This window comes from Nitrosopumilus cobalaminigenes (assembly GCF_013407145.1).
GTDB classification, from domain to species: domain Archaea; phylum Thermoproteota; class Nitrososphaeria; order Nitrososphaerales; family Nitrosopumilaceae; genus Nitrosopumilus; species Nitrosopumilus cobalaminigenes.
The window spans coordinates 1,209,662-1,223,618 of the sequence record NZ_CP026993.1 but is presented as its reverse complement, the minus strand read 5'-3'; the positions used below and the strand labels follow the sequence as shown (position 1 = coordinate 1,223,618).

General features: G+C 33.0%; 13 protein-coding genes. 11 read left to right on the top strand and 2 right to left on the bottom strand.

What is annotated here, in order from left to right:
- Positions 1-3 precede the first annotated feature (3 nt).
- From C5F47_RS07505 to C5F47_RS07470, 8 genes are all read left to right on the top strand, one after another.
- Complete coding sequence (locus C5F47_RS07505) at positions 4-2,172, top strand: M20/M25/M40 family metallo-hydrolase (protein ID WP_179360472.1); 2,169 nt, start codon at positions 4-6, stop codon at positions 2,170-2,172.
- Entirely contained in the window at positions 2,169-3,425 is a 1,257-nt protein-coding gene (locus C5F47_RS07500) for a hemolysin family protein (protein ID WP_179360471.1), read from the top strand. The genes C5F47_RS07505 and C5F47_RS07500 overlap by 4 nt, the downstream gene beginning before the upstream one ends.
- A gap of 5 nt (positions 3,426-3,430) precedes the next feature.
- Positions 3,431-5,077, top strand: a complete 1,647-nt coding sequence (corA, locus tag C5F47_RS07495; protein WP_179360470.1) for a magnesium/cobalt transporter CorA — start codon at positions 3,431-3,433, stop codon at positions 5,075-5,077.
- A 60-nt stretch (positions 5,078-5,137) separates the two neighbouring features.
- Positions 5,138-5,941 (top strand): ion transporter, encoded by an 804-nt coding sequence (locus tag C5F47_RS07490; RefSeq protein WP_179360469.1) that lies wholly within the window; start codon positions 5,138-5,140, stop codon positions 5,939-5,941.
- 15 nt (positions 5,942-5,956) lie between these two features.
- Positions 5,957-7,585, top strand: a complete 1,629-nt coding sequence (locus tag C5F47_RS07485; protein ID WP_179360468.1) for a gamma-glutamyltransferase family protein — start codon at positions 5,957-5,959, stop codon at positions 7,583-7,585.
- Positions 7,582-8,352, top strand: coding sequence for an N-formylglutamate amidohydrolase (locus tag C5F47_RS07480; RefSeq protein ID WP_179360467.1), 771 nt, complete (start codon positions 7,582-7,584; stop codon positions 8,350-8,352). Before C5F47_RS07485 ends, C5F47_RS07480 begins: the two co-directional genes overlap by 4 nt.
- A gap of 130 nt (positions 8,353-8,482) precedes the next feature.
- Positions 8,483-8,878, top strand: a complete 396-nt coding sequence (locus C5F47_RS07475; RefSeq protein WP_179360466.1) for a hypothetical protein — start codon at positions 8,483-8,485, stop codon at positions 8,876-8,878.
- A gap of 110 nt (positions 8,879-8,988) precedes the next feature.
- A complete protein-coding gene (locus C5F47_RS07470) occupies positions 8,989-9,498 on the top strand; it encodes a DapH/DapD/GlmU-related protein (protein ID WP_179360465.1) in 510 nt (169 codons plus the stop codon).
- Between the two features lie 82 nt (positions 9,499-9,580).
- Here the strand turns inward: C5F47_RS07470 and C5F47_RS07465 are convergent, their stop codons facing one another.
- Positions 9,581-10,051, bottom strand: a complete 471-nt coding sequence (locus tag C5F47_RS07465; RefSeq protein ID WP_179360464.1) for a universal stress protein — start codon at positions 10,049-10,051, stop codon at positions 9,581-9,583.
- A 195-nt stretch (positions 10,052-10,246) separates the two neighbouring features.
- Between C5F47_RS07465 and C5F47_RS07460 the strand changes: the two genes are divergently transcribed.
- The 3 genes from C5F47_RS07460 (at position 10,247) to C5F47_RS07450 (ending at position 13,525) form a co-directional block, all read left to right on the top strand.
- A complete protein-coding gene (locus C5F47_RS07460) occupies positions 10,247-11,569 on the top strand; it encodes a dicarboxylate/amino acid:cation symporter (RefSeq protein WP_179360463.1) in 1,323 nt (440 codons plus the stop codon).
- 118 nt (positions 11,570-11,687) lie between these two features.
- Positions 11,688-12,506, top strand: a complete 819-nt coding sequence (locus tag C5F47_RS07455) for an adenylate/guanylate cyclase domain-containing protein (protein ID WP_179360462.1) — start codon at positions 11,688-11,690, stop codon at positions 12,504-12,506.
- Positions 12,507-12,556: 50 nt separating this feature from the next.
- A complete protein-coding gene (locus C5F47_RS07450) occupies positions 12,557-13,525 on the top strand; it encodes a nitroreductase family protein (RefSeq protein WP_179360461.1) in 969 nt (322 codons plus the stop codon).
- Positions 13,526-13,743: 218 nt separating this feature from the next.
- Here C5F47_RS07450 and C5F47_RS07445 read toward each other — a convergent pair whose 3' ends face one another.
- A complete protein-coding gene (locus C5F47_RS07445) occupies positions 13,744-13,929 on the bottom strand; it encodes a hypothetical protein (protein ID WP_179360460.1) in 186 nt (61 codons plus the stop codon).
- Positions 13,930-13,957 lie beyond the last annotated feature (28 nt).

The window sequence follows — 13,957 nt, the reverse complement described above, 5'->3', positions numbered from 1 at the left end:
ATTATGAAAGTTGCTTTAATCTATAATGAAAATAAGATAGATCCAAATGATGTAATCAATGTTTTTGGAATGACCACAAAAGAACATTACAGTGCAAAAGCTGTTGAAAGAGTTGCTAGAGCATTAGAAAAAGGTGGGCATTCTGTCAAAGTAGTTGAAGGAGATATTCATCTTGCTGATGAATTAAAAGAATTCATGCCAAAAGTAGTTGCTGGTGAAAATCCTGGAATGGTCTTTAACATGGCATATGGTATTCAAGGTCAGAATAGATACACACACATTCCTGCAATGATGGAGATGCTTGGAATTCCATACATTGGTTCAGGTCCCGCCGGTCACGCAATTGTTCAAGATAAAGTGATGACAAAAATTGTTTTGCAGAAAAATAAAATTCCTACTCCTGGTTTTTGGGTATTTAGAACTCCTGAAGATAAACATGATGATTTGATATTCCCTGTAATTGTAAAGCCTAAACTGGAATCTACATCCATGGGAATGGAAGTTGTAGATAATTGGGATGATCTAAGGGCTGCAGTTAAAGTTCAAATTGAAAAATTTCAACAAGATATTTTAGTAGAACAATTCATTTCTGGACGAGAATTTGCTGTAGGGTTGTTGGGAAATAAACCTAACATAGAAGTTCTTCCAATAGTCGAAATTAATCTGGATCATCCTGATCAAATACAAACTATTACTGATAAAAAGAAAAAAGGTGGAGTCGAAAAAACATGTCCTGCAAAATTATCCAAAGAAAAAGAAGCTGAGATGAAACAAATGTGCATAGATGCATTTTCAGCTTTAGGATTAAATGATTACACTAGAGTAGATTTTCGAATGGATAAAGATGAGAATCTTTACATTCTTGAATTAAATTCAATGGCTAGTCTTGGAACAGGTGGTTCCTTTTTTCATGCTGGAAAAACTGCCGGCTATACGTATGAATCTCTAGTCAATAAAATTTTAGATGTTGCAGTAATTCGATACTTTGGCTCTACTAATCAACCTCAAACAGATGAAGTTGATTTGACGCAACCATTACGTGTTGTTGCTAGAACCTATTTGAGAAGCCATTTACAGAGTCTAAAAGAAACTTTGAAAGATTATGTGAATCTAAATACACACGTATACAATCTTGAAAATGTTAATCAATTAGGCTCTAAATTGTCTAAACGATTTGCTCATCTTGGCTTCAGTGAACAAGTTTACAAACAATCTGACGTTGGAGACTTTCGTTATTTTAAAAACCATTCAGATTCTCATAATGATGTTCTATTCATTTCTCACCTTGATACCCATTATGGTCCAAATGACTTGATACCTTATTCTGAAACTGGTGATAAAATTCTAGGTTCAGGTACTGCTGAAAGTAAAGGTGGATTAGTAGTAATGTTGGGTGCATTACACGCATTAAGATTTTCAAAAAAACTCAAAAAAATAAAATGTGCTGTGTTACTTACAACTGATGATAGCTTGGGTGGACGACACAGTAGCACCTTGATTGAAGAAATTTCCAAAAATTCAAAATACATTCTTGGATTAAAATCTGGCAGTGTAGATGGCGGAATTATTACAACATGTTATGGCAGAAGTGATTATGAAGTTAGATTTACTTCTACAGGTGATGAATCAAATTCCAATATTCATGGTATAATACCTGTGTTAGCAAAAAAATTAGCTGCACTTGATAAAATCTCAAGAGATGAAAAAAACTATAGATTGAGTACCACGGCTGTTGTAGCTCAAGGTTCTCATGGTCATACTCCAAATTATGCCACAATTTCACTAACTTGCAGTTACAAAACAGAAAAGCTCGGAGCATTACTAGATTCAAAAATTAAAACTGTTATGAAAAAACGAGAAAGTAATTCTAAAAAGTTAGATGTCGCAGTAAACAAAATTCAAACTAGGCGTCCTGTATTGGAGGAACCATCTGATACCAAATTCTACAAATTAGTAGAAGATTTAGCTAAAAAACATGAAATCAAAATTAAAAAACATTCTCAATTGCTATCTTCTGACATAAGTAATGTTCCAATTAGACTTCCTGCATTGGATGGATTTGGACCACTAGGGAATCATTATCGTACATCTAAAGAATACATTCTTCATGATAGCATCATAGAACGATCTGCATTACTGGCATCTGTTATCTTTAGGTGTGCTCAGAAATGAGTTTAGAATACGAACTAGCCGCACTTGCTGCATTAATCGGTCTTTCAGGATTTTTTAGTGGTTTAGAAGTTGCACTTGTAGGTACTAGCCAAGCAACAATAGAGCGATTAGTAAAGGAGAAAGTTAAAGGTGCCAAGACACTTCAAAAATTACATTCCAATCCTGGTTGGATGATGTCAAGTGTAAATCTTGGAAATAATTTAGTAAATATTGGATCCTCTGCATTGGCTACAGTTGTTGCAATAAAACTATTTGGTGATAGTGGATTAGGAATTGCAGTAGGAATAATGACATTTTTGATTATTATTTTTGGTGAAGTTACTCCTAAAACATATTGTAATGCAAATGCTACAAAAGTTGCGCTAAGATGTAGTGGCATACTGTTAACTTTCAGCTATGTACTTTATCCAGTAGTTTGGGTATTAGAAAGAATTACTAGAGGTATCATAAAACTTACTGGCAGTGGTTATCGTCCACCAGCATTAACTGGTGAGGAAATCAAAGGAATTATTGATCAAGGTCACAGAGATGAAGCATTAGAAAAATCTGAACGAGATATGCTTCACAGTGCATTAGAATTTGATGACAACATAATAAGATCTGTGATGACTCCACGAACTAAGATGTTTAGCTTACAAGGTGATGTGGAATTATTTGATGCTGCAGATACAATTCATCAAAGTGGACATTCAAGAATTCCAATTTATGGAAAAAATTATGATGATATAATTGGAATTTTACATGTAAGAGATTTACTAAAGCATCTAAAAGATAGTGAATTATCCAAGAAGAAAATTAAAGATTTTGTACGTGAGCCCATCTATGTCTCACAGGAGAAAAAAATGAGCACTCTTCTCAAAGAAATGCAATTTAAAAATACACACATGGCAATAGTTGTAGATGAATTTAATGGTGTAGAAGGAATCGTAACTATGGAAGATCTTATTGAAGAGATAGTAGGTGAAATTCATGATGAGACAGATCCTGATATTGAATTATTTAAAAAAATTGATGAGAATACAATAATGACTGATGGGGATATTGAGATAGATGAGATTAACAAAATATTCCAATCCAATATTCAGTATTCTGATGACTATTCCACATTAAATGGCCTGTTGCATGAAAAACTCCATGATATCCCCAAAGTTGGCGATGTTGTGAAAATTAGCTCTCTATCAATAAAAATCGAGCAAGTAGAAAAAAACAAGCCTACATCTATTAAAATTCAGCGAATTTTAGATGAGGAGTAACTAAATTGAGAGACACCGTTGGAATAGTTATCAATAGACTCGTCTATGGATTCACTTTTGCTTTTTTGTATCAAATTGTTATTGGAATTGCTACATCATTACTTTCTTTACCTTTGACAGGAAACATTCAAGATTTAATATCTGGAGTTGAACAAATTGAATCTCAACAGGGTCCTTGGCTTGTAGTTTGGTGGATACTATCCACAATCATCATTACCGTGATGGCATTGTTAATAATCCGCTACAAAAAATACCTCTCTCCATACAAAGGTGAAAAAAATATTGAAATTCCTCCAAAAATCACGGCGGTAACTGCAATAATTATTGGCGCTTCTATCTCTTTTCTATTTTTCTTACTTGATACAATTATTGGTTTGATTGTTCAAACTGGTTCTAAAACTGATGTAAGTGCAATTTACCAAGCTGCAATTATTGGCGATTTCACACCGCTAATTGTAAGTATAATTTTCTCAATTATAGCTGGATTCATTATTGTGGGTGTAGCAAGCAAGACATCAAAAGTTAAAGAAATAACAGATGATTTAGGATTACAAAATATTGCTGGTATTATGGGTATTAGAAACAAAACTAAAACTCAGAAAACTACAATATCTGATACAATTGGTCAACGCCCTGGTGCTTTAATCCATGTTGGAGAACAAAAAGTAGATAATGTAACTGTAAATTTAATTGAATATGATTCTGAAAAAATTAATGAAATTACCAATGCTTCATTTGAAGAATGTTTAGAATCTAAAAACAAACCTAATGTTTCATGGGTAAATATAATTGGAGTTCATGATCCAAACGTAATCAAAACTTTTGGAGATAATTTTGGCATTCATTCACTTCATCAATCAAACATTATGAATACCGAGCTAAGACCTTCTGTTGAAATATTTGATGATCATATATTGATAATGTTGAAAATGCCTCACTATGATTCTCAAACAGGAAAATTAGATTTAGAACAAATTTCTATTGTGTTGGCAGAAAACCATCTTTTGACTTTCCAAGAAATTGAGGATGACTTTTTTGATGAGATTAGAAAACGATTAAGAGATAATGCTGGTAGTATTAGAAAACTAAAAAGTGATTATCTTGCTTATTCACTTATTGATGCAATCATTGATAGTTATTTCTTGGTGTTAGAGAAAATTGGTGATCTTACTGAGGATTTAGAAGAAGTATTGATGCAAAATCCTACACCTGAAACAATGCAAACAATTCAAACACTAAAACGTAGAATGATTGCATTAAGAAAAGCAATTTGGCCTGGACGAGAAATTATCAATTCGTTGGAGAGGGAATCTACAGTACTGATATCTGATAATACTAGGACGTATCTTCGTGATGTATACAATCATACTATTCAGGTAACTGATTCTATTGAAGGATTACGAGATGTGATTGGAGGTATGCTTGACACTTACCTATCCAGTGTGAGTAATAGAATGAATGAGGTCATGAAAACTTTGACTATAGTTGCAGCAATTTTCATTCCTATTACGTTCATAGCTGGTCTCTATGGAACCAATTTTTCATATGTGCCAGAACTGGAATGGGAGGGCAGTTATTTTGCTATGTTAATTGTAATGGCGATTATATCTGGAGCGATGGTTGCTTGGTTTAAGAAAAAGAGATGGCTATAATCTGTTTGCTGTAAAAAACATGGATTTTTTTGAAATTTTTCAACAAATTGAGGGTAAATTATGACCAACAAGGTAATGCAAAGAACATATGAAATCCTTGAAGGTACAACTAATGATAAAATTACAAAAGCTTTTCAATTTTTCATTATCGGCTTGATTACTGTAAATGTTATTGTAGTAATTATAGAAACAGAAGAGTCTGTTTTAGATGAATACGGTTATCTCTTTACGCCATTTGAAGTGTTTTCTATTATTATTTTTACAGGTGAATACATTGGAAGAATTATAGTTTGTAAACTAAACCCAAAATATAACAATTCAAAGTTTGGAATACTCCGATTCATATTCACTCCAATGATGTTAGTTGATTTAGCTGCAATACTTCCCTTCTTCTTACCATTTGTAGTTACAGATACTCGCTTTATCAGAATAATTCGACTATTGAGATTGTTTAGACTCTTCAAACTTGCAAGATATTCTGATCCAATGCAAACATTGGGACAAGTCTTCAAATCAAAAGCAGGCGATTTGGCAGTTGCATTTTTTATTTTATTTATTGTATTGATTTTTGCATCTAGTTTGATGTATCATGCAGAACATGAAGCACAACCTGAAGTTTTTTCTAGCATCCCTGCATCTATGTGGTGGGGTATAGTTACTCTTACTACAATAGGTTATGGTGATGTTTATCCTATTACGATCCCTGGGAAATTAATTGCTGCAGGAGTTGCAGTAATTGGAATTGCAGTATATGCAATTCCTACAGGAATTATGGCATCTGCATTTACTGAAGAACTTAGAAAAAAGAAAGCAAAAACTAACAATACATGTCCTCATTGTGGAAAGGATATATCCCACGAATAAGGGAGGTATCAGAAAATGGACATTGAAAAAATAGAGAATTCATTTAAACCAACTTCAAACAAAAAATGTTCTGTTTCAAAAAAAGGAATGGTTTCATCTGCGTTTCCTAATGCTACAAAAGCTGGAGTTGAAATGCTCAAAAAAGGCGGTAATGCTGTAGATGCTGCTTGTGCAACTGCTTTAGCCTTGGGTGTGTGTGAACCACAAGCTTCAGGAATAGGTGGTCAATCTATGGCAATTGTTCATGTGGATGGAAAAACAGTGGCTGTGGATGGTTCTAGTAGGGCTCCTTCATTTGCACATATTTCAAATTTTGCAAGAAAATCGCATGGACTGATAGGATACAAGGCAACCACAGTTCCAAGTACTGTGGCAACTTTGGGATATCTGAATGAAAGATATGGTAGGTTAGATTGGTCAACTATTGTAAAACCTTCTATTCGTATTGCAAGGAGAGGATATAAAATTACAAAATTACAACATGAATTACAAGAAAAACATCTTAAAAATTTCTTTAAAGTTCCATCAAAATCTGGAGCAAAATATTTTCTTAAAGATGGTGTAGTTCCTTACGATGTAGGAGATAACTTCGTTCAGGATGACTTAGCTCATACTTTGAAAGAATTGGCAACATATGGCTATCGCTCATTTTACCATGGATTGATTGCAAAATTAATTGATAAAGATATGAGACTAAATGATGGGTATCTAAGACAAGAAGATCTCTCATTCATTCCACTCCCAATTGAAAGAAAAGTGATTAGTAAAAGATATCGTGGAATTCGTGTGGAGACTGTACCTCCACCTGCAGCTGGTCCTACGATGTTATTGGTATTAATGATGCTTAACAATCTCACAAAAAAATTTCTGAATGCTAGTTCCCCAAAATCATTTCACTTTGTAGCTGAATCCTTTCGTAAAGCATTATTGTATAGAGAACAACGTCGATTTAATCCAAGGACATACCATCAAGTTAATGATAAAACACATCTCAGTAGAAGTTTTGCTAAATCTCTTTCAAAATCTATCCGAGACTCTGTTGATCCTGAACTTCCATTACGAGAATCACTTGATACTGAAGACACTACACATCTTTCAGTAATGGATGATGAAGGAAATGCTGTAGGTATCACTCAATCAATTGAACTAGTTTATGGTTCAAAAGCCGCAGCTGATGGATTGGGATTTTTGTACAACAATTACATGTCTGCATTTGAGTTGAAAAATGCAAATCATCCTTACTATTTACGCCCAAATGCTATCCCTTGGACATCTGTATGTCCATCAATTTTATTTTATAATCATGAACCATGGATTGTTATGGGGACTCCTGGTAGTGCACGTATATTTTCAGTATTGAGCCAGTTTATTTCAAGAATTGTTGATAGAGATAATTCAATAGACCTTGCCATGACTAAGCCAAGGCTTCATTGTGGTGTTGATGGCACAATTAGTTTAGAAGATGACGTTTCTGGTGTTGAAATTATTAAGCATCTTAAAAAAATGGGATACAAAATAGATCTTCGGGAAAGATATTCTTTCTTTTTAGGGGCAATTCATGCTGTCATGAAATGTCAAACAGGTGAAGGATTTCAAGGAGTTGCAGAAGTTCGTCGTGACGGAACTGCAGAAGGATTAGATTGACTAAACTTCCAATATTGTTATCAATACCTCATGGAGGAACAAGAAAACCTTCTGAACTTGAAGGACATTTGTCAATCACAAACAAAGATTTGTTTGATGATTCTGATCCTTTTGTAATTGAACTTTATGATTTAGGAGATAAAGTTCAACGTGTGATTAAAACCAATATAGCAAGAGCCTTTGTGGATCTTAATCGTTCTATAGATGATATGCCTCCAAATAATCCTGACGGATTAATTAAGAGTAAGACGTGTTATGATAAACCCATTTACACAAATGGAAAAGAACCAGATGATTCACTAAAAACAATGCTTATTGAATTGTACTATAACCCATATCACCAGGCAATCCAAAAAAGTCTAGATGAATTAGATTTACAATTATGTTTAGATTGTCATTCCATGGCAGCAACTGCACCTTATTTTTCTCCTGACAAAACACAATCAAAAAGACCATTGTTTTGTATCTCAAATAATGATGGACAAACATCTTCTCAAGAAATGATTGAACTATTAGCTGATTCTATATCCAAATCCTATTTTATTGACAGAGATGACATATCCCTAAATGACCCATTTCATGGTGGCCATATCACGAAAACATATGGAAATAAGCCTCTTCCTTGGATTCAAGTTGAGATGAATAGATCTTTGTATTTGTCATCTCCATGGTTTGATGAAAATACACTTACCGTTGATCCTAATCATCTTCAAAAACTAAACAAGCAATTTGCAAATTCACTTGACCTTTTCTTTTCAAAACTTTGAATGCTAAATTAGAAATCTTGTTAAAAATTTACAATGTTGATTCAAATCTCTTATCTAAATTGTAGTTGATTTAATTCAGATTTAGAACAATTACAAATTATTTCATATACTTCAATAATGAAATTGTTGTATGACAAATGTAGATCCAAGTGCAATTATAGGAAATGGCGTTAAAATGCAAGAAAGTACTGTAATTGAAGGTGGTGCCAAAATAGGAGATAACTGTGTATTGGGAAACAAAGTTGTAATTGAAAAACATGCAGTTATTGGTAATGGTGTTACCATGGATGATGGTTGTGTAATTGAACGAAAAGTCAATGTAGGCAACGATTGTAAATTTGGTAACAAAGTTGTGGTAGAGGGTCATGCAGTCATTGGCAATAATGTCAAAATGGGTGATGATATCATATTAGAAAAAGACACAACTGTATTAGATAATGCAATCATAGAAACTGGAACCGTTTTACCTGCAGGAAAGACATTCCCAGATGGAATCACATCTAAAGCAAAATACCATCCATCCTGACAAAACAAATGTTTCCCATTCTATTTTTATTCAGAATCCTTAGATGATGATAAATTTTTTCAGACAATGAATATTTTAGAGTTAAATAATTCAATATGGATAATTATGTAATGGCTAACATACATTCTACTGCAGTCATTGGCAATAATGTCAAAATGGATGATTCAATTGAGATAGAAAAAGAAGTCCAAGTGAGCGATGATTGTATTTTTGGAAAAAAAGTTTTCATTGGAAAAAAATCCATAATTGGCAATAAAGTAACATTGGGAGATGGTTGTGTAATTGAAAAAAAATCTACTGTTGGCAATAATTGTATTTTAAGCAACAATACTGTAATTGAAAAGAAGTGTATGGTGGGTAATAATGTCAAAATGGGAGAACATTGTGTAATTGAAAAAAAAGTCAAAATTGAAGATGATTGTATTTTTGGCGATAAAGTAGTTGTTGAAGGAGGAGCAGTAATTGGAAATGTTGTTAAAATAGGCGATGATGTTGTGCTTGAGAAAGATACTGTTGTATTGGATGGAGCAGATATCCCAACAGGTATTGTGCTTTCAGCAGGACATACTTTTCCTGATGGAACAACATCTAAAGCAAAATATTTCAAATCTAAAAAATAATGAAGGGATCTGATCATCCTGATAGGGATGTAATAAAATCCAACATTGACTCAAATACATTTTTCATATGTTCGTTTTTAAATTAGATATTTTCTATGTCAATAAGATATACTGGACAAGTGGCATGCTCTACAATTTTTCTAGAGACGCTTCCTAGACTAAGTAATTTTTTTAACCCTTTGAGTTTTCTACGTTTTGCCATGACTACAAGATCTATATTTTTTTCTTGAATTGTTTTAAGAATTTCTTCAGCTGCATCTCCAGATACAACATTATGCTCAATTACTATGCCTGAATTTTTGTACTCTGCTAATTTTTCAATAAGATTTTTTTCAAAAGATTCTCTCATTGTTTTATTTGCATTTCCAATATCATCAACTAGCTTCTCTCGTTCAGATTGTGATAATGCAAAACTTGGAGGGATTGGAATATCTTCTATAACATGAAGCAAAATAATTTTTGCAGTAGAACTTTTTGCTAAATGGATTGCATGACGAAGTGATTCATCTCCTGCTGGTGTACCTCCATGAGGCACAAGTATGGTCTTATACAATACGTATCATGCCTGTAAATTTGTAAATAAACGGTTTCGTCATTTTTCATATGTGGTTTTTATAAAATCTGATTCAATTATGAACATAACTTTTTCAAATAATGTGATTACCTCTTAAAAAATCACACATGATATTCATTATTGATTATTACATGATTTTGTAATAAAGAAGACAAAAATGATGTAATAATAACAATGGTGATAAAATCATTCAAATTTCCTACTCCTCAAGTAACTTATCTAGTTAAAAAAAAATTATGGGCTCAAGTTCTATTTGCATTATTTTTAGGATTGATTTTGGGAGTTTTTCTAGGACCTGAAATTGGAATTGTAGACAAAGATACTAGTGGAATTATTACTACTTGGTTGTCTATACCTGCCCATCTTTTTCTCAAAATCATCCAGATGATTATAGTTCCATTAATTTTTGCATCAATAATTAGAGGTTTGTTGTCTGCAGGTACTGTAGAGCAGCTTCGTACTATGGGAATTTCTGTTGCGGCATTTTTTGTTGTAACTACAATTATTGCATTGTGTATTGGTGTCTTTGTAGCTTCTACTATTGAACCTGGAAGTTTTGTTGACAGTGAATCTATGTTAGAGAGTTTAGAAATTGATACAACTGTACCTTTAGTGGAAAATGTAGAATTTAATTTCCTAGATATTCCTGAACACATAATTGGCATAATTCCAAGTAATCCTCTAACTTCTTTCATGTCTGGAGAGATGTTGAGTATAATCATTTTTGCATTGTTTATCGCAGTTGCCATGATATCACTACCAAAGAAAAAATCTGAACCGATAGTGGAGATATTGGAATCTGTTCAGGAATTAACCATGAAGGTTGTATCTTGGGCAATGAGATTGGCACCTTTTGCGGCGTTTGGATTAATGGCAGATATTGTTTCTAAAGTAGGACTTGATGCATTAGTAGGACTTGGCACATACATGGGCACAGTTGTAATTGGTCTTTTCATAATGATGTTAGTTTACATAATAATTATCAAAATATTTACAAACAAACCTCTAATCTCTACATTAAAAATGATGAAGGATCCTCTGTTACTTGCATTTTCAACTTCTAGTTCTGCAGCAGTAATGCCAGTTTCTTTAAAAACAGCAGAAGAAAAGATGAAAATTAAACCAGCAGTTTCACAATTTGTAATCCCTCTTGGTGCCACTATTAACATGAATGGTACTGCACTTTATCAAATAGTAGCAGTATTCTTCCTTGCTCAATTATTCAATATAGAACTGGCCCCGACAACAATCATTTTAATTGCTGTCACTGCTCTTATGGCATCAGTTGGTGCCCCTTCAGCTCCTGGAGCAGGTATTGTAATTCTCTCTTCTATTCTCTTAGCATCTGGAGTACCTGTAATAGGAATTGTTTTGTTATTGGGAGTAGATCGAATTTTAGACATGACTAGAACAATGGTTAACGTGGGGGGAGATCTTACAGCATGTTTATTCTTTGACAAGAGAATAAAAACTGAAGAACCTATAGAAAAGAAATAACTTAATTTTAAATTAAAACTGGTGTTACTATGATTACTCATACAACTATCTTTTTAATTGATTTTTCAAGTAGAATATTTATCAGGTTCTAATACCAAATTAAATTTGTGGGGAAAATTTGGATAACGATTCTGTAAAAGACATTGCAAAACAAGGTGTAACAAATCTCCTATCTCCTAAAACTCCAAGTATTGTAGATATGATGATGGGGCGAGGAACTGAGAAAATTATTGACTCTGATACATTAATTGAAGAAATTCAAGTTCGAGTTTCAAAATCTCTTAATGGTGATTCTGCATACTCTACTGTAACAGAAGATTCTGAACAATTTTTGAGAAAAAGAGTATTGCAAAGCTTGCCTATGGCAGTAATATTCATTGATCTTGTAGGCTCAACATCTATGATTCTAAATTTACCCAAGGAAAAACTAGCAACTATCTTTACTACTTTTGCTCAGGAGATGGCTTATGTGATTAAACGTCATGATGGATTTGTGTTAAAATTTGTAGGTGATGCGGTAATAGGTTATTTTGTTGCTGAAGAATTGTCTGTCTCTGTTGCAAGCAGAGCAGTTACATGTGCTGAATCTATGCTGAAAGTTCTTAAAGTTGGAATTAATCCTATTTTGAAAAATAATATTTTGCCTGAATTAAAAGTAAAAATTGGAATAGATTATGGAGAAAATACTATTGTGCGATACGGTGATGATTTACAAGATGCTCATGTGGATATTTTAGGAGCCTCTGTTAGCATGGCAGCTAAAATACAAAATTTGTCTAATCCTGATCAAATTACGATAGGAAATGATATTTATAAAAAAATTCATCCTTCAATTCAAGAATATTTTATTCATTTAGATTTAGATGAAACCCAGTGGAATTATAAATCTGCAACAACTGGAAAGGTATATCCTGTTTATGCCTATGTTGGGAAATAAAATATTTCAAATCATAAAAATTTTTTATAACCTTCTATGAAATTGATAATGTGAAATTTCAAACGATAGAACCATCCTATACATCAAAAGATGGATGTAGATTAGTTTGGCAAGGTGTTGATGAAGATGATACTGATGTAGTTATTCTAAACAAGAAGGAACTTGAAAACCTTGTTGATATTTTTGCAAAAAATAGTACTGGTGATGTTGAACTAGAAGATCAATCCAGTATAATTCGAGTAAATTCTGATGTCACTCAGTTTACATTAACAAATCATCGCCTTCTTGAAGCTAAGACAAATGATCTTCAAGAAAAAGTCTTAGATTTTGCCAAGATTCCTCATGAACCTCAATACGTGTATGTGGGTACCAAAGAATTCTATCCTTCTGTATGGATTCGTGATGACGAAAAATCATTAAAAGATGTGCCTGGTAAATCGCCAAAAGTTTCTCTTATTCAAGCAATCTTATCTTCTGAGCCTGAAAAAATTCGCCAAGACCTTTCACCCACTGACTTATTTCGTGTTTTTGCAACTAGACGTTCAACACGAAAATTTGAAAAAACTAAAGTTGAAGATTGGAAAGTTGATAAAATATTATCTGCAGCAGATGTAGCTCCCACTGCTGGAAATTTTCAAGGATTTCAAGTATTTTTAATAAAAAATAAGGATACAAAACAAGCACTGGTAGAAGCTGCAAATAAACAACCGTATGTTAATGCCCCGATAGTTTTAGTTTTTTGTACAGATCCTTCTAGAGTAAAACTAAAGTTTCCTCCAGAAATTTTGGAGAAATTTTCATTACAAGATGCAACTATTGCAGCTACATTTTCACTACTTGCAGCATCTGGTGTTGGACTAAGCACAATTTGGATTGGAATGTTTGATGAAGAAAAAGTAAAAACTATTTTAGGAACAGACCTTAAACCCTCATCTATTCTCTGTATTGGTTACCCTGACAAGAAAAAACCTCCTAAATCAAGAAGAAAACTAAAAGAACTAATCAAAGTTATAGAATAAAAAAATTATAATTGTTGAATTAGATTTTATTATTCCTCTGTTTCACCAAACATTTTTTTCTTTTAATCGATAGTGACTCCTTATTGGATACATCTGAGTATGAATCAGATTCAAATAACTTTGATGGTGTATTGATCATTTGAATGTGTCCAGTAACTCTTGCTCAAATTGTAATTCTGCTCTTTTCCTTTTGAAAAAATTTTCAAGAAGAAATTTTCTCAATCCCAATCCTCACCAAATCCGAGAGACAATCCTCTGAAATCTTCCCAAGAATACTCTTGAATTGATTTGTTTCTTCTGTTTGGAAGTTTTTCCCTTTCTCTTACTGGTATGCTTTCAACCAGGATACTTTGTGGCTCAGGTTGCCTATTCTCTGCTCTGATGAGCATTTGAGTTGTGTTCATGAACAAATAAAATAGAATTTTGTTATTA